The sequence below is a fragment of the Paenarthrobacter sp. TRD_SC_7 genome (assembly GCF_056156245.1).
In genome coordinates this window covers 516422-536340 of record NZ_CM149587.1, presented here as the reverse complement: position 1 = coordinate 536340, position 19919 = coordinate 516422, and the positions used below count along the sequence as shown (strand labels likewise).

The 19919-nt window shown below is 60.5% G+C and carries 17 protein-coding genes; 11 read left to right on the top strand and 6 right to left on the bottom strand.

Annotated elements, in window-relative coordinates; genetic code table 11:
- Positions 1-2 precede the first annotated feature (2 nt).
- Positions 3-1307 carry an alanine racemase gene (locus AC0J5Z_RS02685; protein WP_475037285.1) on the bottom strand — a complete coding sequence of 435 codons (1305 nt, stop codon included), beginning with the start codon at positions 1305-1307 and terminating at the stop codon, positions 3-5.
- Positions 1308-1427: 120 nt separating this feature from the next.
- Here AC0J5Z_RS02685 and AC0J5Z_RS02680 point away from each other — a divergent pair, with 120 nt between their 5' ends.
- From AC0J5Z_RS02680 to AC0J5Z_RS02670, 3 genes are read left to right on the top strand one after another with little or no spacing between them, the layout of a single operon-like run.
- Complete coding sequence (locus AC0J5Z_RS02680; RefSeq protein WP_475039507.1) at positions 1428-2492, top strand: sugar kinase; 1065 nt, start codon at positions 1428-1430, stop codon at positions 2490-2492.
- A 4-nt stretch (positions 2493-2496) separates the two neighbouring features.
- Complete coding sequence (locus tag AC0J5Z_RS02675) at positions 2497-3258, top strand: IclR family transcriptional regulator (protein WP_475037284.1); 762 nt, start codon at positions 2497-2499, stop codon at positions 3256-3258.
- The gene (locus AC0J5Z_RS02670) at positions 3255-3659 is read left to right on the top strand and encodes a RidA family protein (protein ID WP_024818727.1); all 405 of its coding nucleotides are present in this window, start codon (positions 3255-3257) and stop codon (positions 3657-3659) included. The genes AC0J5Z_RS02675 and AC0J5Z_RS02670 overlap by 4 nt, the downstream gene beginning before the upstream one ends.
- Positions 3660-3913: 254 nt before the next feature.
- Here the strand turns inward: AC0J5Z_RS02670 and AC0J5Z_RS02665 are convergent, their stop codons facing one another.
- The 3 genes from AC0J5Z_RS02665 to AC0J5Z_RS02655 form a co-directional block, all read right to left on the bottom strand.
- Positions 3914-4639, bottom strand: coding sequence for a polyprenol monophosphomannose synthase (locus tag AC0J5Z_RS02665; RefSeq protein WP_475037283.1), 726 nt, complete (start codon positions 4637-4639; stop codon positions 3914-3916).
- A gap of 221 nt (positions 4640-4860) precedes the next feature.
- On the bottom strand, positions 4861-6174 hold the full coding sequence (locus AC0J5Z_RS02660; RefSeq protein WP_475037281.1) for an LssY C-terminal domain-containing protein: 1314 nt from the start codon (positions 6172-6174) through the stop codon (positions 4861-4863).
- A gap of 65 nt (positions 6175-6239) precedes the next feature.
- Entirely contained in the window at positions 6240-7214 is a 975-nt protein-coding gene (locus AC0J5Z_RS02655) for an NAD-dependent epimerase/dehydratase family protein (RefSeq protein WP_475037280.1), read from the bottom strand.
- A 216-nt stretch (positions 7215-7430) separates the two neighbouring features.
- On the opposite strand from AC0J5Z_RS02655, the gene treS reads away from it, so the two are divergent.
- The gene (gene treS / locus AC0J5Z_RS02650; protein ID WP_475037279.1) at positions 7431-9722 is read left to right on the top strand and encodes a maltose alpha-D-glucosyltransferase; all 2292 of its coding nucleotides are present in this window, start codon (positions 7431-7433) and stop codon (positions 9720-9722) included.
- A gap of 71 nt (positions 9723-9793) precedes the next feature.
- On the opposite strand, the gene AC0J5Z_RS02645 is transcribed toward treS, so the two are convergent.
- On the bottom strand, positions 9794-11236 hold the full coding sequence (locus AC0J5Z_RS02645; protein ID WP_475037278.1) for an MFS transporter: 1443 nt from the start codon (positions 11234-11236) through the stop codon (positions 9794-9796).
- Between the two features lie 7 nt (positions 11237-11243).
- A complete protein-coding gene (locus AC0J5Z_RS02640; protein ID WP_475039505.1) occupies positions 11244-12776 on the bottom strand; it encodes an FAD-dependent monooxygenase in 1533 nt (510 codons plus the stop codon).
- 248 nt (positions 12777-13024) lie between these two features.
- Here AC0J5Z_RS02640 and AC0J5Z_RS02635 point away from each other — a divergent pair, with 248 nt between their 5' ends.
- The 7 genes from AC0J5Z_RS02635 to AC0J5Z_RS02605 are packed head-to-tail and all read left to right on the top strand — an operon-like array spanning position 13025 to position 19329.
- Positions 13025-14020 (top strand): AfsA-related hotdog domain-containing protein, encoded by a 996-nt coding sequence (locus AC0J5Z_RS02635; RefSeq protein ID WP_475037277.1) that lies wholly within the window; start codon positions 13025-13027, stop codon positions 14018-14020.
- The gene (locus AC0J5Z_RS02630; protein ID WP_475037276.1) at positions 14017-15102 is read left to right on the top strand and encodes a 3-oxoacyl-[acyl-carrier-protein] synthase III C-terminal domain-containing protein; all 1086 of its coding nucleotides are present in this window, start codon (positions 14017-14019) and stop codon (positions 15100-15102) included. The genes AC0J5Z_RS02635 and AC0J5Z_RS02630 overlap by 4 nt, the downstream gene beginning before the upstream one ends.
- A complete protein-coding gene (locus tag AC0J5Z_RS02625) occupies positions 15099-16127 on the top strand; it encodes a beta-ketoacyl-ACP synthase 3 (RefSeq protein ID WP_475037275.1) in 1029 nt (342 codons plus the stop codon). Before AC0J5Z_RS02630 ends, AC0J5Z_RS02625 begins: the two co-directional genes overlap by 4 nt.
- Positions 16120-16371: a phosphopantetheine-binding protein gene (locus AC0J5Z_RS02620; protein ID WP_475037274.1), complete on the top strand. Its 252-nt coding sequence runs from the start codon at positions 16120-16122 to the stop codon at positions 16369-16371. Before AC0J5Z_RS02625 ends, AC0J5Z_RS02620 begins: the two co-directional genes overlap by 8 nt.
- Positions 16371-17603: a beta-ketoacyl-[acyl-carrier-protein] synthase family protein gene (locus tag AC0J5Z_RS02615; protein WP_475037273.1), complete on the top strand. Its 1233-nt coding sequence runs from the start codon at positions 16371-16373 to the stop codon at positions 17601-17603. Before AC0J5Z_RS02620 ends, AC0J5Z_RS02615 begins: the two co-directional genes overlap by 1 nt.
- Positions 17600-18313, top strand: coding sequence for an HAD family hydrolase (locus tag AC0J5Z_RS02610; protein ID WP_475037270.1), 714 nt, complete (start codon positions 17600-17602; stop codon positions 18311-18313). Before AC0J5Z_RS02615 ends, AC0J5Z_RS02610 begins: the two co-directional genes overlap by 4 nt.
- A complete protein-coding gene (locus AC0J5Z_RS02605; protein WP_475037268.1) occupies positions 18310-19329 on the top strand; it encodes a 3-hydroxyacyl-CoA dehydrogenase family protein in 1020 nt (339 codons plus the stop codon). Before AC0J5Z_RS02610 ends, AC0J5Z_RS02605 begins: the two co-directional genes overlap by 4 nt.
- Positions 19330-19919 lie beyond the last annotated feature (590 nt).

The window sequence follows — 19919 nt, the reverse complement described above, 5'->3', positions numbered from 1 at the left end:
TCCTAGAAGAAGGTATGGATGAGGTCGACGACGGTCTGGTCGCCGTTGGTGTCCGCGAGTACCGGAATGACGGTCCACTTGTCGAACGCGGTGCACGGGTGGGAAAGGCCCAGCCGGACAACGTCACCTGGACGAACAGTGGTGGTGCCCGCGTCGTAGTTCATGAAACTGTGCTGATCGTTGACTGAGGTGATTTCGGCTCCAAGCAGCGGTTCCATGGTTCCGCCCAGCACAGGACCGATGAACTGCGGCTCGGGCAGTCCCTCGTCGAACGGGAGGTCGCGTTTACCGGCGTCGAGAATGGCCAGGCCGGGTTCAGGCTGCGAAACAACGCGTGCCCAGCCGTACATTCCGGCCTTGAAAGGCTGATCGCCTTCGCGGGAAAACGGCGAGATTCCGCGGTAGAAACCATCGTCGTGAATGATGTAGGCGCCGCTGCGGATCATGAGGTCCACACTGGGGCCTCCAAGTTCAGCGCCCGTGCTGATGGTTGGTGAAAGGACGGTAACGACGTCATCGAAGTACGCGCTGCCACCCGCTGTGATGATCACGGAGCCTGAACCGTAGAGCTCTCCGGCGAGTAGTTCCTCGTGAAGCAGCCGCATCTGGGCGAGGTAGCCGCGAACGGCGGCCAGGCCGGCGTCGTCCGCTGTGTGCGCGAGGGAGCCTTCATAACCGCTGACGCCCACCAACCGCAGGTTCGGTGAGGCGGAGATGGCACGGGCAACCTCCATGGCAGCGTGGACGCCGCGGGCGCCGGTTCGGCCGCCATGGGTGCCAAGCTCCACCAGGACGTCCAACACGGCATCGCTACCAGCGAGTGTCCGGTTGATGACATCCACGGTGCCCGGGGAGTCAATCCAGGAAAGGATGGTGGTTCCCGCGGGCTGGTCGGCTACCCACTGGATCGCGTGCGGATCCGTGAGGCTGTTGGCGAGCTGCAGATTCCGGACGCCGAACTCGCGGGCTACCCGTAGCTGCGCGAAGTTGGCCAGCGTGATCCCCCAAGCGCCCCGGTTGAGCTGCTCGGTCCAGAGCTGGGGCGACATGGTGGTCTTGCCATGCGGGGCGAGCAGGACGCCGTGTTCTGCGCACCACTCAGCAAGGCGATCGGCGTTGGCTTGAAGCGCACCGGCGTCGAGGGTCAGCAGCGGCGTCTGGAGGTCGGCCAGCGTGTGCTTGGCGACGAGGAAGTCCGCGTGGGTGGTCCCGTTCTCGGATGCGGGCACAGCTTTGTGACGCCAATCGAGACGGCGTTCGGCCAGGCCTGCCACGGCGGATGCCGAGATGGCTTCGGAAGTATTCACGCGTTTTGCTCCCTTCGCGGTGCTGCGTTTTTGAAGCTGCGTTGTGGGGTTGTTGGGTGAGTTGGCTTGCGTTGCGTATTTTGCAACGCTGGTTGCAAACCTGCTGGTGATATGTCTAACATGGTGGCGGATCGAGAGTCAAGGCCGCTGAGAGGCGCACGAACTAGTGGGAGAACGATGCTTTCAGCTGTATGCGTGGGCGAAACAATGGCCATGCTTACCCCTGTCCATGCCGTCCCCCTGCACCTGGCAACCGAACTCCACTTCGGGATCGGCGGAGCGGAATCCAACGTCGCCATGGGCTTCGCAGCGATGGGCCTGGACACGCACTGGGTCAGCCGGGTTGGCCGCGACGGTTTCGGCGCCCGCATCCTGCGTGAGCTTCAGGATCACGGCGTGGGTATTTCCGGCGTGGAAGTGGACGAGTCCCTCCCCACAGGCCTGTACGTGAAGGTCCCGGCCCAGGATTCAGACCCCGACGGCGGCAGTTCGGTTTTGTACTACCGGCAAGGCTCCGCGGCGTCGGCAATGGGACGGAACACTCTCTCGAATCCCGCCGTTTCCTCGTTGCTTGGGAACGCTGCGCTGATCCATCTGAGTGGGATCACCGCTGCCCTCTCCCCCGAGTGCCTTTCACTGCTGGAAGCAATCCTGACCGCGCCTCGCAACGGCCGCACCATCAGCTTCGACGTCAACTGGCGCGAAGCCCTCTGGGCAGGCCAAGACCGTTCCGTCTTGCAGCGGCTGGCAAACCTGGCCGACGTCGTGCTTGTTGGGAAAGACGAAGCCGAGCACGCCTTCGGCACCACCGACGAAGCCGAACTCCGCCGCATGATGCCTGACCCGCAGGTACTGGTCATCAAGAATGAGGCGATCAGCGCCATCTCTTTGGACCGGACCGGCACCCGGGAAGAGGTTTCCGCACTGTCCGTCGCCGTCGTCGAGCCTGTTGGCGCGGGCGACTCGTTCGCCGCCGGTTACCTCAGCGGCCTGCTGTTCGGGCTGGGCCAAAAGGAGAGCCTGCGCCGCGGGCACGTGGCGGCTGCATGCACCCTGACAGTCCACGGTGATCGCGGCCCGCTGCCCGATGCCGCCGAGCTCGCAACCATCCTCGATTCTTCGGATGCCGCTTGGGCTGCTATCCATGTTGAAGACGGACAATTCAACACCAGAACCGGAGCGTGACACCGTGAGCCAGAGCCTCCTGCGAGCCATCGACCTGCTCGGCGAACTCGCCGCTAAGCCAGCAACCCTGGACGAGCTCGCCTCCAAGGCCGCCGTGCACAAGACCACCGTGATGCGGCTCCTGCACGCCATGGAGGAAAAGCGTTTTGTGGTGCGTGACGAAGACCAGCGGTTCATGCTCGGTTCCAAGCTTTTTGAGCTGTCCTCGCTGGCCTTGGAACAGCGCGATATCCGCAAGGTGGCCCACCCGCACCTGGCCGAGCTCAACGGCCGCACCGGCCACACCGTGCACCTCGCCGCATTTGAAGGGAACGAGGTGGTGTACATCGACAAGTTCGAGTCACACCACCCTGTCCGCATGTACTCGCGCGTCGGCCTGACTGCATCGCTGCATTCGGCTGCTGTGTCCAAAGTCCTCCTCGCCGACATGCCGCGCAGCCGGCAGGAAAAGATCGCGGCGGGGCTGGACTACGTCAAAGTTACCGAGAACACCCTGACCTCGCCGGAGGCCTTGCTGGCCGAACTCGAGCAGGTCAAGGATCAGGGCTGGGCCCACGACAACGCCGAGCACGAAGCGTTTGTGCACTGCATCGCGGCCCCCATCCGCGACGCCAGCGGCGCCGTTGTAGCCGCAGCCTCCTGTTCGGTACCGGTGGTGATGCTCAGTTATGAAGGCTTGCTTGAGCTGCTGCCCGACCTCAAAGCCAGCACCGAGGCCATCTCCAACGACCTCGGCTGGATCAGCCACGAAAGGAACTCAGCATGAGTGAAAAGACCGTAGTACTGACCGAAAACGCCCCCGCCCCGGCTCACGTATTCTCGCAGGGCATCAAAAAGGGTGGCATGTTCCAGGTTTCCGGCCAGGGCCCCATGGACCCCGCCACCAACCAGTACATTGGCGAGGGCGACGTACGCGTCCAGACCCGTCGCACGCTCGAGAACGTGAAGGCCATCCTCGAAGCCGGTGGATCCTCCGTTGAAGACGTCCTCATGTTCCGCGTCTACCTCACCACCCGCGACGACTTCGCTGCCATGAACGAGGTCTACGGCGAGTTCATCCGCGAGAACGTACCCAGCGGTTTGCTGCCGAGCCGCACCACCGTATTCGTGGACCTGCCGCACGAGGTCATGCTGGTGGAGATCGACGCCTTGGCGGTAACTGCGTAATTCCCGCGCCACACCAACGGGCTGGCGACACCCATATCCGGGCGTCACCAGCCCGTTTTTGTGTCCCCGCGGAATTTGGGTGTCGTATTCGACGGCGGCGCCCGCTCAGCGCCGTCGTCGAGCTTCCATGAATGGCCGGTTTTCCGAGCTGTGTACCGTCACCACCCACTTTGAATGTCCTCAGGCCCCGACACTCCGCAAAGCCCGGCGTGTGCAAGCATCCCCTGGTTCAAAGTCAGTGGTGGAGGTACAGCCTATTTCTGAAAGCGCAGCTTCCACGGGGTAAGCGCAGACTCCAGCTGCTCGCCGAGATTCATCTTGGAAGCACCCTCCACCCGTTCTTCGAAGTGGATAGGCACCTCAGTGATTTTCAGGCCTTGCTGGGCCGTCCGGTAGTTCATCTCCACCTGAAAGGAGTAGCCATCGCTGCGAACAGAGGCCACATCAATCTGTACCAAGGCAGAGGCCGTCCAGGCTTTGAACCCCGCCGTTGCATCTTTCACCTTCAAACCCAGAATTACACCCACATAGAAATTCGCCCATGCGGAGAGTGCCTTGCGATGCCAGGGCCATTCTGTGGCCGTCGATCCGCCGGCGACATAGCGTGAGCCGATCACCAGCGCGGCGCCGGAAGTGCGGATCCGATCCAGCATCGTGGGGATGGCCGACACGGGGTGGGACAGATCTGCGTCCATCTGGATGACAACATCCGAGTTCTCGGCCAAGGCGCGGGTCATTCCTGCCACATATGCCCTGCCCAGCCCGTCCTTCTCTTTCCTATGGAGGACAGACACCGTTCCCCCGGATTCTTCAGCCAACGCGTCAGCCACCGTCCCGGTGCCATCGGGAGAATTGTCGTCGACCACCAGAACGTTGAGATTCGCGATCCCAAGTGCGTCGAGCTGGGCAACGAGAACAGGCAAGTTTTCCCGTTCATTGTAGGTAGGCACAACAACGGTGATTTTCGGATTTTCAGTCAAAGCGTGGGTCCCCAATTCGGTTTCATAACTAGCCAAAGATTGGTGCTGTTTTGCACATGGTTGGCCCAGCCAGTCTATTGATCCGGCTCCAACTACTTAAAAGCTCCCCCTGAGTACCTGCCGTGATCGTGGGCGTACCGTCACCACCCACTTTGAATCTAAAACCACCCCGACACGCCGCGAACGACGGCGTGTCGGACGGCGGCCGCCCTCAAAGTGGGTCAGGAAGCCACGCGCCGGCTGACCACCGACGCCGGGACGGCCGGGATGCGCTGCCGCTTGGCGTACACCCGTGCCCTTTGGCTGGACAACGCCAGCAACACGAGGATGTCAGTAGCCAAGCCGGAAAGGCCAGCTTCGAGGGTGATATTCGCGCTGCCTGTGGAGTAGTCGATCGCCTGAACCAGGATCGAGATGGAACTCAGGCCCATGGCAATCACGCGGGCACCGTTGCTGCCAAGGAATATGCGCCAGGCCAGGAAAATTTCACCCAGCCCGAACACCAGGACCACACCTGCTATCAAGGCGATTGCCGCCGTCGTGCTTTGCGGGTCTGACGAGTCGTCGTCGAAGGTGAGTCCGGATATTTGACCGCCGGAGGTGAGCAACGTGATCGCCAGGACCAAGGCAGCGACCGCCCTGGCCACCACCAAAGCAGCGCCCATCATGATGGGGGCGGGCCGCCTGTCCCTGCTGTCGGTCCGGCCGGGCGGCTGATCCAAGGGAACAAGGACTCGGCGCGCGTCGATGATCGGCAGGTCGCCGTCTGTGGAGATGGAGTCACCGCCGCCATTGCGCGTGTGATAACCGGTGGAGAAGTCCTCGATGACCTGCACAGTCACGGCGGGCTCAGTGGCCGAGACTGTTGTGACGATGTGGTCCCGTTCCACGTCGGTGTTCTGCTCAATCTTGTGCGTGATCTGCAGGGTGAACAGGGAGAAACCAACGCTGCGGTCGTACGTGCCCGCCGCCAGCCAGTCCACTTTGTGGCCGCCCGGAAGGAGCCAGCCCTCGGGGCAACGCCAGAAGCGGACGTGGTGGCGTTTGCCGGGGGTGTTGTTGACCTCCTGCTGGTAAGCGAAGTCCTGCTGCCGGTCAAAGAGATACAGGGGGCTGACCGGCGCTTCTGTGTAACTTTGCCGGAAAAGGGTGGAGCTGATGATGCGCCGGCTGCTGGCGAAAGTGACGTCGTCGGCCATGGTCCAGCCGGCGGCCCTCATGATCGCGTGGATCTGGGGTTCGGCCCCCAGCAATGCAACATTGACGGGGTCACCGAGCAGGCCGTCGCTGGTCCGTGCGCGGCCAATGAAGTAGCCGGGAACGTAGATAGTGGTCAGGATCCGGTGCAGTCGTGGCAACAGCAGGTACGCGAGGAAAGCCCAGAACACGACGGAGAACCACAGCTGCCCCCACCCCAGATGGAAGCTCTCCCCCACCAGCAGGAAAGCCAGCCACACCGCAGCTGCTCCGCCAAGGATGAAGAATCCGTGGTCGAGTCGGCTGTCTGTGGCTCCCTTGTTTGGCACCTTGTACATGTAGCTCCCCCTTGTGGCACCTTAAGCTTCGGGCTTCGGGTAGGAGTTGTACATGGTTTGCCGGCTTAAGTCAGCAAGTTCGGCAACCGGAGCTGCTTGTTGTCAATCAGCCAGCGCAAGGATTCGTGCACTGCCTGCTCGGGTTCATATCCCGGCGCGTACCCGATGAGTGACGCGGCCTTCTGGATGGACATGCAGTGGTTGCGGGTTAGATGAGCCCAGCTGGTGTCGGCTAATTCCGGGGTGGTGGTCCGGCGGAACTCCTCCCAGCTCATAGTTTCCACGTGGGGTTCCTGCCCGAACCAGGAAGCAGCGATGCTCACGTAACCCCGAACCGTCAATGCTGTGGGAGCAACAATGTTGAAGTCTTCGCCGGCTGCCGCGTCCCGTTTCAGGATGGCTTTCTCGAATGCCTGCGCGACGTCGTCGGCATGCACATGGTGCATCAACTCGGTCCCGCTTCCGGGAACCTGTAGTGGCTGCCCGGATGCAATCGTCTGCCACGCCACGGGGTCCAGGTTGCCCAGGGGCCCGATCGGCTGCCACCCGGGTCCCACGATGTGCCCGGGGTGAATCGATGTTGTGGCCAAACCTCCGGAAGCAGTCTCCTCCTTGAGCATGCGGGCGATGTCGCGTTTCTGGATCCCGTACTCGTCCAATGGTTCAGCGGCTGAATCCGCTCCTTCGGCAATGGGCAACTTCAAGCTGACGCCGTACCGCCATATGGAGCCGCAGTGCAGCAGATGCTCCACCTCATTCCGGACACGTTCAACCAGCGCAGTGGCTGATTCGAGCGTGAAGCAAATGAGGTCAACCACGACGTCGGCACCCAGCCCCGCTACCCGGTCACCAAAGCTGCCCTCACGGTCCTCCTGCTGCCGGTCCGCGACGACTTGGAGGACCTGCTGCCATTCGGGGACGTCGGCATAGGACGCGCTGGTCCCGCGACTGATATTGATGACCTCATGGCCGCCACGCACGAGCCTGGGGATAAGGAAGGACCCGATATGGCCGCTGCCGCCGATAACAACGATTTTCATTGTTCTCCGATCTTCACGAGTCACGGTTTGGCTGAGCCGCAGCGCCACCAACGTCAACCCAACACATAATAACGAGACTTACTTGTTCCCGGGTTAGACAAACGGCAGGCTCCCCCGACTAGCATGAATAGTCCGGGTAAGCCCGGGTACGTGACCTCTTGAACGACCCCCTCGGACGGTCGGCGTTGACGCGGCGACCACGTAAAGGAGAAAACTGTGCGGGAGCCTGCAGTCAACGAGAGCGTGTCAGAAATCAGCGAAACTCCGGAAGAAAATCCGGAGGAGACGCCACAGGAAACGCCCGATGAAACCGCAAGCGAACCGGCCGAAATCACGTTTGACGAACAGTTCTATCCGGCCCGCCCCAAGGCGCTGCGGCCAATCGCCCGAAGGAGGCAGTTCTTTGCCGCCCGGCCCTCCCTGGAATTCGACGGCCTGAACTCCACCTATGTGGACTGGCTCAGGAACCAGTCCATGCTGGGCGACGCCAACACCATGGCCCGGCAATTGTCCGGGCAGGCCAGTATGTGGCAGAACTCCTATGCCAGGCCGAATCCCCGCGCAGCCGTCGAGCGTTCACCTGTCTGGTTCACGGCCTACCCCCTGTCCTTCATCACCAAGGACGGCCAGTCCTTCCTGTCAGCGTTGGGAGATCCCGCACTCTGGGACGCGTTCAGCGAGATCGGCATCCGGGGCCTGCACACAGGACCGGTCAAGCTCGCCGGTGGCATCCGCGGCTGGTCCCAGACACCCAGCGTGGACGGCCACTTTGACCGAATCAGCATGGCGATCGACCCCGCCTTCGGCACCGAAGAAGAGTTCCGCCAAATGTGCGAGGTGGCCAATGACCATGGCGGCACCGTCATTGACGACATCGTTCCCGGGCACACAGGCAAGGGAGCGGATTTCCGTCTCGCCGAAATGAACTTCCGGGACTACCCCGGCATCTACCACATGGTGGACATCCCCGAAGAGGACTGGCACCTGCTGCCGGACGTTCCCGAGGGCGAAGACTCGGTCAATATCAGCCCGGCGGCCGAGGAGGCTCTCCAGCAGGCCGGTTACATTATTGGTCGGCTCCAACGTGTGATTTTCTACGAACCCGGCGTCAAGGAAACCAACTGGAGCGCCACCAAGCCCATCATCGACACCACCGGCAAAACCCGCCGGTGGGTCTATCTCCACTACTTCAAGTCTGGCCAGCCTTCCATCAACTGGCTGGACCCAACCTTCGCCGGGATGCGCCTGGTGGTTGGCGATGCCTTGCACTCTTTGCTGGACCTGGGGACCGGCGCCCTCCGGCTTGATGCCAACGGGTTCCTGGGCGTGGAGAAGAGCGCCGAGGAAGAACCGGGTTGGTCCGAGGGCCACCCCTTGTCCGAGGCCGCCAACCAGCTGATTGGTTCCATGATCCGCAAGGTGGGCGGGTTCTCCTTCCAGGAACTCAACCTCACCATCGATGACATCAAGACCCAGTCCGAGTCCGGCCCGGATCTCTCCTATGACTTCATCACCAGGCCCGCCTATCACTACGCCTTGGTCATCGGAGATACAGAGTTCCTGCGCCTGACCCTGCGGCTTTCCATGGAGATCGGCGTGGACCAAGCATCGTTGGTACACGCCCTCCAAAACCACGACGAACTGACTTACGAGCTGCTTCACTTTGCCGCGGGACACAGGGACGACGTCTTCGAACTTGCCGGCGAGGAGCTTACCGGCGCTGAGGTGGCCGAGAAAGTCCAGAACACCATGCGGGAAAGGCTCACGGGGGAGAATGGACCGTACAACGCAGTGTTCACCACCAACGGCATTGCCTGCACCACCGTCAGCTTCATCATGGCGGCCCTTGGCATCAAGGATCAGGATGCCATCACCGAGGAGCAGGAAGCCCAGGTCCTGGACGCCCATGTACTGCTGTCCATGTACAACGCGCTGCAGCCTGGGGTTTTCGCGCTTTCCGGTTGGGACCTCACGGGCATCACAGCGCTTGACCGCGAGACGGTCCGCGAGCTCACCTCGCAGGGTGACACCCGCTGGATCAACCGTGGCGCACACGATCTCATGGGCACCAGCCCGGACGCGAAAACCTCCCTCGCCGGAATGCCCCGCGCCCGGAGCCTCTACGGTCCGCTGCCCGAGCAGCTGAAGGACCCAAACTCCTACGCCCGGCGGCTCCAGCAGATCCTTACCGTGCGGGAAGAGTCTGGGATCGCCACCAGCACGCTGCTGGACGTGCCCGATGTTTCCCATCGAGGGCTGCTGGTGCTGGTCAACCAGCTCGCCGACGGAGCCCTACAGGTCACCGTCCTGAACTTCTCGGACCAGGACATTGCGGGTAGTATCCAGTCCTCGCACCTGGTTCCGGGCTCCACCGTCCACGATCTTTTCAGCGGCGAGGACGTCAGCCAAGTGGACGACCTCCACAGCTTCTTCCTGGAGCTGCCCGCCTTCCAAGGCACGGCACTTCTCTTGAAGGACCCGGTCGTGGAGGACGAGGTCACCGAATAGGAAGCACGACGTCGGCACTTACGGTAAGTGCCGACGTCGAGGTTCTCAGGGGGCGAAGCTTGCCTTGTGCATCATCGAACGTCCAGTACCTTGGGTGCGCTCGATGTTGCAGAAGCCACAGTCCCAGGGAGGAACATGGCAGCGATCACGGCTACAGCGATGACGATGAATCCGTTTGCTGCGATTGCAAACGACAGGCCGCCAAGTAGCACCCCCGGCTCGCCGGCTGGGCGCCCGGAGATGCTTACGGCGAGAATCGAAGACATGATGGGTGTTCCTAAAGCGAGCCCGACCTGCTGGCTTGTGGTTGTCATGCCGGTTGCCAGGCCTTGTTCGCTATTGGGCAATCCCGACGTAGCGGTAATCGTGTAGCCGACGATGGCGCCAATATGCCCCAGCGAACCGACAACGAGGCCTGCCAAAATGACAATCAACGAGGACGCGTTTGCTCCTGCGAATGCCAGCAAGACGGTTCCAGAGCCTTGCAGGAACAAGGCGATCACAAGGAGCGCCTTTTGCCCGAATCGGGCGATGATTCGGGGGGTGAAGCTCGCAGCACCGACGGAGACGATTCCGATGACAGCGATAACCAGGCCGGTCTGTACAGCGTCCAGGCGGAGGACATCCTGAAGATAGAGAGTCAAGAGATATGTCAACGACGACATCATTGAGAACGTCGCCAGTCCCCCAAGGTTCCCAAAAGCCACAGTTCTCTTTCTGAGAATCCTAACGGCGACCAGCGGGGAGCTGACGCGCATTTCGACCCAACCGAAGAGCAGAAACAATAACGCGGCGCCCACAAGCCAAGGATAGGGTGCGAGGGAAGTCAAGCCGCCTTGCCCGGCGATGGTTAGGCCAAAGACAAGAGACGTCAGGGCGGCACTAATCAGTACCGCACCCGCCACGTCGAGGCGAGGACGCTCCGAGGGGCGGGACTCGGCAAACAAAACCGGGGTGAGAACGAGAACAACTACAGCTATAGGAACGTTGATAAAGAACGCCCACCGCCAGCTGAGCCCACTTGTCAAGACACCACCTAGAAGTGCTCCCGCCGTGAATCCCGCAGAGATCAGGGCGCCATTGATGCCAATCGCTCGGGCTCGCCGCGGCCCTTCCTCAAAAGAGGTGGTCAGGAGCGATAGTGCAGCCGGTGCCACGGCGGCCGTTCCGAAGCCCTGAACAATGCGTGCGGTGATGAGCAGCCACTCCCTGTCAGCCAAACCGCCTATCACTGAGCCGATTCCCAAAAGGGCAATGCCCAGAATAAACAAAAGCCGCCTCCCTACCAGGTCCCCGAGCCGCCCAAAGAGCAATCCAAACCCCGCGGCGGGCAATGCGAACGCGGTGATAGTCCACTGGAGGTCCTGAACTTCTATTCCCACATCGCGGCCAATCTCGGGAAGCGCGACATTAAGGACAGAAAAATCAACGGCAAGTGTGAAGCTCGCGCTCAGAAGAACGAGTAGCTTCCACCGCTCTCGCGGTGACAAGCGGGTTGATGCCGATCTGGACATGATGACCTTACCTTTTCTCTTGTGTTGTGGGTGCCTCTACCGGCAAGCCCTCGTCGTTCAGTACGCTCGGCGGAAGGCCGTCCGCGCCATCAAAGGCGCCTTCTGCCGCGACGTGTCCGTCAGGTCGGACAAGGAAGTAGTAGGCGCGTCGGCCCAGTCGAAGGACGGAGGCCGACAGGGTGATCGGTCCCAAATCGCGGACGTCATGGCTGGTGCGTGACATTACGACGTCAAGAATTTCTAACCAGAGTCCGGGCTCCGTCGCACCGGGCCACACGAAAAGTGTGTGCTTCTCTCTGTGGTGTGCCGGCCAGCTTGACCAAGGCGCACGCGCCGGCGCGCTACCGGCAAACGAAGGGAACCGGGTTCCCAGCCTTGAGCCTCGGGGCGTCGGGCCATTCGCAAGATATCTTGTATCCAGTTGGGTGATGGTATCGACAAGGTTTGGGCGCATCGTCTTTCGCGTAGAAAGGAAGACGGCCGCGTTCCGCTTGACAGTAGCGATTCTGCCTCGGGCTTCAGCCCATTTGGCCAAGCGTCGGGAGGCCGCGGAGACGTGCTTGGCAGCAGCGCGGCGCTCCAGGTCGTAGGTGTCAAGAAGGGATTCGCTGGCTAGGCCGTGTACAACACGAGCCAGCTTCCACCCCAAATTCGCGGCATCTTGGAATCCGGTGTTCATACCTTGCCCACCGGCGGGGCTCATGACATGAGCCGAGTCACCGGCGAGCAGAACTCTCCCAGACCTGAATCGGTCCGCGGTCCGAAGGCGCACATCGAATGCTGTAGTCCATTCTGGTGGGCGGACATCCCTTACCAGACGGTGGTGCTGCGTCAGAATTCCATGGAAGAAGGCATGATCAGGAGCGGGGGCGTTGGTCGGCATCGAGACAGCGATACGCATGGTCGTCGGAGTAAAAGGAGAGAGTCCGATAGCTGCAGTAGGCGAGTAGATGTAGTGCAACATCCGTGTAGACAGGCTTCCGTCAAGTCCCGCGTCCCCAATGCCGAATCGAACCTGTCCAGGCGGGCCAGTAAATGGAATTTCAGCAAGCTGTCGGACTGTGCTGTGGGCGCCGTCGGCTCCCACCACCCATTTTGCACGGATGGCTTGGTCGCCTGCCTCCGTACGTACGGTCAGTTCCACCCCTAGAGGATCCTGTGCCAACCCCACAACCTCACCACCGCGGCGCAAAGGTCCAAGCCGGGCTTCGTACCCTTTGACGAGAACCCGTTCCGTGATTTCCTGTGAAATGGCCAGCCCGAACGGGTAGGGCGCTTCGCGGATTGTCGAGAACCGCAACTCGCCCAGCTCACGGTTCATCGAGTGGAATGCGACGCCTTCGATTGCTCGTCCGCAATCCAAGAGCTCATCGGCGGCGCCCACTGAATGCAGGAGTTCCAGCTGGCGTGGCCAAACCATAGACGCACGCGAATGCCTCGTGGGTGCCCTCGCCTTGTCAATCATCTGTACAGACACGCCTCGCTGGGCGAGATCAATCGCTAAGAATAGGCCTACTGGGCCGGCACCAACGATGACCACGTCAACCTCGCTCACTGAAACTCCCTGCTCGCCGCTTGATTGTGCTCAAGAGCGTATCAGATATCTGTCATGAGTATGTCACTTGGCAATGGTCCTTGCTTGCGGTTAGGGGTTTCAGCTCATAACACTCATTGTTTGACATGTATCAATAATCTGTGCAGTATCAGTCCATTGATACACGGCAGCACCTGCCAGTCATCAATACCGTCGTCCGGACACGACGGGACGGATATGAAGGGGGATTCACCATGACAAGTTCTGAAACAACAGGAACCTTGCGGACTATCGATCGTCGGATCGTGCACAGGTCGCAGGTGCACGAGGTTTTCATCACCGACGTTGAGGAAAGTAAGGCCGGCAGGTTCTCGGCACAGTTACCGAGTAGTCACTCGTATTATTGCGATGCTTTGTCGATACCACGCGTGCTGGTCGACGCTCTCGCTCTCATGGAGGCATGCCGCCAAGCGTCCACGGCCGCTGCACATATTTCGTGGGGCGTTTCCTTTGACAGCCAGTTCATACTGACATCCTGCCGAGGTCACTTTCCCGCGGTTTCTCGCCCTCGTTTCGACGATGGTCCGATCAACCTTCGACTCCAGGTCTCCCTTACGGAGGCCAGGTTCTTCCGCAGTGAGCTGACAGGTGGAACGAGCCGCATCCGTATAGAGGCTGCCGCTGCGGATGGCAGCTCCGATCAGATTGGGATGCTGGACCTGGATATCCGGTACGTGCGCAAGGCGACTTACGACTCGCTGCGATCCCGCAGGCGACCCGGCACGCCAGTTCCCACCAGCGCTGCACTGACCTCCGACCCGCACGGCGCTCCGCCCCGGGAAGTGGGTCGAAGTCGTGAAGACAACGTCGTCATCTGCCCGGCCATCCGCACTGCAACCGGCGGCGAGACCATCCTCCGATTACCATTCCACAACCGAAGCATGTTCGATCACCCACAGGACCATGCCCCTGCCATGGTTCTCGTTGAGGCCGCGCGTCAACTGGTGCATTCGACATTCATCGAAGCTTCTTTCGACCACTGGGTGCTTGTGGGGGTGGAGGGGCAATTCGACTCGTATGTGGAACTCGACCAACCGACGACTCTGCGCGTTACGCGGCGCGCGATGCTTGAGGGCGAATCGATGCCAGTCACCGATATCGAAGTTCATCAACTCGGCAAACTGGCAGCCAGTCTCGTCCTGAGCTTCGGTTTTCGATCCGGAGACACGAGCAAAGCCGAATTGTCATGAAGATTTCCTTGGACATAGCAATCGTCAGCGTCGGAAAAACGCTGGCACCAGCCGTCTCGACTGATACAGCGCTGGAACGGGGACTCGTATCGCACAAGGTCGCCGAGATGGTCGGCGCGCATCAACTACCGGCAGCAACTGCCCCCGGGGCGCCAGGGCTTGCCGTCGAGGCCGTCCGCACCGCTCTGGACTTCGGCTCAGTAGCTGCCATGGACATCAACCTTCTCGTGCATGCATGGGTCCACTACCAAGGCCACGACTTCTGGTCCCCCACTCATTTCATCGCCAAGGAAGTCGGAGCTGATCGGGCTCTACCCATCGGCATCCAAACAATGTGCAACGGCGGGGCCACCGCTATAGAGATCGCTGTGATGCGACTGCTATGCGATCCGGATGCATCAATAGCCGTTGTAACCACCGCGGACATTTTCGAGGGCGATTTTGACCGGTGGAACAGCGACTCATTTCTTTGGTACGGGGACGGAGGGACAGCGGTTGTGCTCAGCACTGACGACTTGCCGACCCATCCGAAGGTTCTTGCCTCCGCGGCGACGACGGTGCTCGACGGAGAAGGCCTTCATCGAGGAAAAGACCCGTTCGCCTGGAACCCCGGTCAGTTCGGCAGGGTCATAGACGTTCGGCGTACCAAGAATACGCACCTGAAGGCCATTGAACCCGAAATATTCACTACTAAGCTGCGCGAAGCCCTTCAATACGTCGTGCATGAGGCGCTCAGAGATGCCGGGCGGACCTCCCAGTCATCGGACATCCGCTACATAGCTCTGCCCCGTGTCGGTCGCAGAGTCATCAACGAGCTGTACATTCCGGCGCTCAAGGACCTTACCAACGCCGAAATTGTTTATCTGGGAGACACAACAGGGCACCTCGGGGCTGGCGATACCGCGGCGAATCTTCACGATCTTCTTGCGAGGTCGGAGCATCGTCCCGACGAGATCGGACTCTTCATCACCGCCGGCGCCGGATTCACAGTCTCGTGCCTCGCCATACGCCTAGGGGAGCCCGGCACGGCTACCCTGCGCAGCACGGCGGGCTCTACAGGAGGCTTGGGTTCTGCATCATGAAACGTGCAGCGGTCATCGTAGCAACGGGATCGGCCCTGCCTATCGCCGTGGAAACCAACGAAATGCTCGCGAGGCGTCTCAACACGTCCGATGAATGGATCCGTCAACGAACCGGAATAGCGCAACGCCACATAGCAACCACCGAATCGACCGCCGACCTTGCGGTTATGGCTGGCCACAGAGCCTTGGAGCTCCTTAACGAGCCAGCAGGTATCGATCAGGTAATAGTTGCGACGACAACCCCCGACCGCGCCTGCCCCGCCGTCGCGCCCGAAGTCGCCCATAGGCTCGGCCTGGGCACGGCAGCGGCTTTCGATGTTGCCGCCGTGTGCAGCGGCTTCCTCTATGCGCTTCGAACGGCTCGGGATGCGATCCTCGCAGGGACGTCCCAGCGGACGCTTGTAATCGCGGCGGAGGTCTTTACGCGCCTGCTAAACCCCGAAGACCGTAGTACTGTCGCCATCTTCGGTGATGGTGCAGGTGCCGTGGTGGTGGAAGCCGGACTTGCTGGTTCACCTGGCGAAGTGCACGCCATACGGCTTCAAAGCGATGGAGCATTGGCGAGCCTGATCACGGCAAACGGCAATCCAGTCAATCTCGATAAGCGGAATGCTGACCTTGATCCCTTTTTCCAGATGCAAGGTCAGGCTGTCTTCCTCAACGCCATTCTCAGGATGGAATCCATCACGCGGGAGACGCTTGAATCCATCGATTGGTCGCCGTCCTTAATCGACCATTTTGTCGGCCATCAAGCCAACGTGAGAATCCTGAACGCCCTCGCGGAAAGACTCGAAATTAACTCAGGAAAAGTCCTTCGTCATTTAGAGCGAGTGGGAAATACCGGAGGGGCCTCCATTCCTTTGGCGCTTGATGATGCGCTCCGAAGGGGAGAGATACTTCCGGGTCATCGCCTCGCAATGGCGGCATTCGGCGGCGGAGCTACCTGGGGTGCAGCCGCCATATCCGCCCCGGACATCACCTCTTTTTCTAATAAGACTTCAAAGAAAGCCAGTCACCATGTCTAAAACAACCACCATCCGCAAGGACCTCGTTTCCCTCCTCACCGAGAAGTTCGGGGTCCCCCTTGATGAAGCATGCAACGGCGGGACCACCATGGACGAGCTTGGCCTCGACTCGTTGGCACTCGTTGAGCTTCTTCTCGACCTCCAGAAGAACCTCCACGTTTCCATAGAGCAGGGAGAAATTCTGCCCAACCACACAGTCGACGAGACGGTGGTCCTAATCGCCCGGCACAAGGCCAGCGCCTGATGGATGCCCAACAATTTGACGCGGCGATCACTGGAATTGGGCTCATCACGCCTGCGGGCATCGGTCGTGAAGATAATTGGTCGACCATTCTCGAAGCTTCCGGTACCGCAGCCCGACAAGAAATCTTGCCCCATCATGGCAGCCCACTAACACTTGCACGTGTACCCGACTTTGACGCCCGGGAGATCATTGGCTCATCAAAAGTCTGGCGACTGGCGCGATTCATTCAGCTGGCGATAGTCGCCACAAGAGAGGCCATCGCAGACAGCGGAATCGACTTCACCTCCATAGAGGGCACCAGAGTTGGTTTGGTTTTCGGCAACTCCCTCGGAGGGGCCGAGACATTCGAATCGGCGAATGCTGCAATGCTCGAGAAGGGACACAAGCATGTATCGCCACTACTGATTCCCATGTGGATGCCGAACATGCTCGTGGGGTCGTTGGCCATCGAGTTCGGGATCCGGGGTCCCTCACATGTCGTTGCCACTGCATGCGCTTCGGGCACCACAGCAATCGGACAAGGGCGCCAGCTCCTCCGCGACCGCCAATGCGACGTAGTTGTGGTGGGTGCCTCAGAAAGTGCCCTCAGCGCGACAACCCTTGCTGGGCTTGCGAATATGGGCGCGACTGTCAAGGAAACCGGTTCACCCGGTCAATCGTCGCGACCTTTCGACGATGGACGGAATGGGTTTGTTCCTGCTGAAGGGGCGGCAGCGCTCGTTCTTGAACGTGAAAGCGATGCCCGCGCACGCGGAGCACACATCTACGGGCGTGTCTCCGGATTTGGTAGCAGCACAGATGGCCACCATGTCACTGCACCGCAACCGGACGGGCGAGGGCTCCAATCCGCAATTAGACAGGCGCTGGTCTGCGATGCCGGCCTCAGCATCAGCGATGTCTGCCATGTCAACGCACACGGAACTTCGACACCCCTCAATGACCTGGCCGAAGGGCGCGCGCTTTTTCACCTCTTCGGGGCGGATGTCCCTGTGACCTCAATTAAGGGAGTTACAGGTCACCCCTTGGCAGCGGCGGGAGCCATAGAAGCGGCCGTGGCTGCAATGAGCGTCTCGCGCGGGCTAATTCCTCCGACTGCCAACACATCAGTCATCGACAAAGATATCCGAATCGACGTGGTTACCGGCGCTCCGCGAAGCCTCCGCCCCGGGGCCGTGCTGTCCATATCGGCAGGGTTCGGTGGCCACAACGCGGCACTCCTGATAACGCCGTGAGCAACGGGGAACGAGCCGAGGCTCTGCAGGGTGTGGGCGGCAATGGTGCGGCATTCTTTGACGTCGACGAGACTCTCATCAACATAAAGTCCATGCAGTCCTTTCTCGACTACTACTTCAGAAATGAGGTAACTGGTCACTGTGAAACACCGTGGAACCGATTCCACGAGTCGGTTGCCGGGCTGAGCCGCGAAGAGGGCAATCGTGCCTACTACAGGCTTTGGGCGGGACAGCGACTCGAGGACCTGGAAAGGGGCGGGGTGGCCTGGTTCAATGAAGTGCAACACCGCGAGGACTTTTTCATTCGCCCCGCCCTTGAAGAACTCCGCCTCCACCAGCTGGCAGGACGGCTTATTTTCTTTGTTTCCGGCTCATTCCGCCCCTGCTTGTCCGGGCTTGCAAAAAGTCTGGGAGTCACCCGCGTCTACTGCACGGAGTTAGCCGAACAAGACGCAGTCCTTACAGGGGAAGTCTCTCAGTCATGTATCGGGGAGGGGAAGCGGCGTGCCGTTCAACAACCTATCGCCAGCTACGGGTTGGCCCATCAATTGACCTGGGCATACGGCGATCATGTGTCTGATCTGCCCATGCTTAAATCTGTCGCCCATGCCAGCGTCGTCAGTCCAAGCCCCTCCCTTCGCTCGCTTGCTGAACTGAATTCATGGAGCGTTCTTTCGCCCGCCATCACCAAACACGAGAGGAAGGCATGACTGATAACGATGCAGGAACCAAACGTTTGATTGCTGTCCTCACCAATGCCGCGGATCAGCTCCAGGCGGAGACGAGTATTCTACGTTCCACCATTGCACACGCCCTTTTCCTCGGATGCGGCATACCGTACGAGGTTTTCGATTCCGAACCGCAGTCTTTTCATCCCCAACCGACCGGCAGTCACTCATCATCCAGGATCGATTGCATCGGAATCATCGGTGCCGGGACCATGAGCCAGGGGATAGCGCGTGCGGCACTTCGTGCGGGAATTGATACCCGCATTCTCATTCGAGACGCACGCAATGGGCAGAATCTCCGCAAGGCGATCGCCTCACAATTAGAAGACACCGCAACGCTGCCTCAGATCGGTTCTTCGCCGGATGTGCTCGATGGAGCCGAAATAGTTGTGGAGGCAGTCGCGGAGGACCTAACCGTCAAGCGGATCGTCGTCGCAGCCCTGGAAGACAACTTGAGCATCGACACGATATTGGCGACGTCTACGTCGAGCCTTGGGGTCCATGACATTGCCGATGCCCTGCGGCTCCCGGAAAGGCTGGTAGGCCTCCATTTCTTCAACCCGGCTGACCGTAATCCACTTGTCGAACTTATTCAGAACGGAGCCAGCGATGAAGACATAGCGCAGGTACTTCGGCTCGGGGCCCAGCTCGGGAAAGAAGTCATTCGAGTCGCCGACTCCCCTGGATTCCTTGTCAACAGGGTTCTGATTCCATATCTCAATGAAGTTTTCCATTTGGCGGCAGAAGGCGTCTCCCTTCGTGACATTGACCGTGACGTTCGTCGATATGGGTTTCCGGTCGGACCGGCACGCCTTGCAGGCATCGTTGGCCTCGACGTCGTCGTCGCCATCCAAAAGACGCTGTTTCAGCGTCTGGGGTACCCGACTCTGGCTCCGGCACCAGCGCTGGAGGCCCTGGTTGATCAAGGCGTGCTGGGTAGCAAGACCGGTCACATATTCCCCGCGGCGATCGACTCCGGACTACCTCCGGTCATTTAGCTTGACCGCCGCCGGCGTTGCGATGGCCAGAATGGGCGGGGAAACACCCTGCCTCGCGACAGCCATCCGGGACCCGCTCCAGAGATCCACATGGGAAACAGAGAAAAAGCCCATCTCCTCAAGCCACCATGACGCCGGGGACTGCGTCGCAACAAGATCGGATATGGGGAGTCCCACACCGCGTCCAATTGCCTTGGCAATAGCTTCATACGTCGTCCATGCCGTGATCGAATCAGTGGTTCCAGGTGGGAGAAGAACCTCCAACTGCCGGACGAGAGCTGGCGTAAGCACTCTCGAGCAGGGCTCGAGGTCAATTCCGATGGTGCCCCCCGGCGACACGGCCACTGCCACCGTTTTCGAATCATGGGCAACTGAGACATGTAGATCACCCGAGGCAAGGTACGGGCGGCCCCGATCATCCCGCCGGAGCGAATCGGCAGCAGAGGATCCTGCCCAAAGCATCGCGGCAGTCCGCAGCATCCAAGATGCTGCGAGCGAGCTGCAGCGGTCCTTCCTACGTCGCCGATCCGCATGCTGAACGTCCGGCCCCGACGCGACGAGGTTGTGGGCCAACTCTTCACATCGTCCGC

Coding starts and splice junctions, on each gene's coding strand:
- AC0J5Z_RS02680 (WP_475039507.1), top strand. CDS start 1,428: ATGGTGGCGGATCGAGAGTCAAGGCCGCTGAGAGGCGCACGAACTAGT.
- AC0J5Z_RS02670 (WP_024818727.1), top strand. CDS start 3,255: ATGAGTGAAAAGACCGTAGTACTGACCGAAAACGCCCCCGCCCCGGCT.
- AC0J5Z_RS02660 (WP_475037281.1), bottom strand. CDS start 6,174: ATGTACAAGGTGCCAAACAAGGGAGCCACAGACAGCCGACTCGACCAC.
- AC0J5Z_RS02655 (WP_475037280.1), bottom strand. CDS start 7,214: ATGAAAATCGTTGTTATCGGCGGCAGCGGCCATATCGGGTCCTTCCTT.
- AC0J5Z_RS02645 (WP_475037278.1), bottom strand. CDS start 11,236: ATGTCCAGATCGGCATCAACCCGCTTGTCACCGCGAGAGCGGTGGAAG.
- AC0J5Z_RS02635 (WP_475037277.1), top strand. CDS start 13,025: ATGACAAGTTCTGAAACAACAGGAACCTTGCGGACTATCGATCGTCGG.
- AC0J5Z_RS02630 (WP_475037276.1), top strand. CDS start 14,017: ATGAAGATTTCCTTGGACATAGCAATCGTCAGCGTCGGAAAAACGCTG.
- AC0J5Z_RS02625 (WP_475037275.1), top strand. CDS start 15,099: ATGAAACGTGCAGCGGTCATCGTAGCAACGGGATCGGCCCTGCCTATC.
- AC0J5Z_RS02620 (WP_475037274.1), top strand. CDS start 16,120: ATGTCTAAAACAACCACCATCCGCAAGGACCTCGTTTCCCTCCTCACC.
- AC0J5Z_RS02615 (WP_475037273.1), top strand. CDS start 16,371: ATGGATGCCCAACAATTTGACGCGGCGATCACTGGAATTGGGCTCATC.
- AC0J5Z_RS02605 (WP_475037268.1), top strand. CDS start 18,310: ATGACTGATAACGATGCAGGAACCAAACGTTTGATTGCTGTCCTCACC.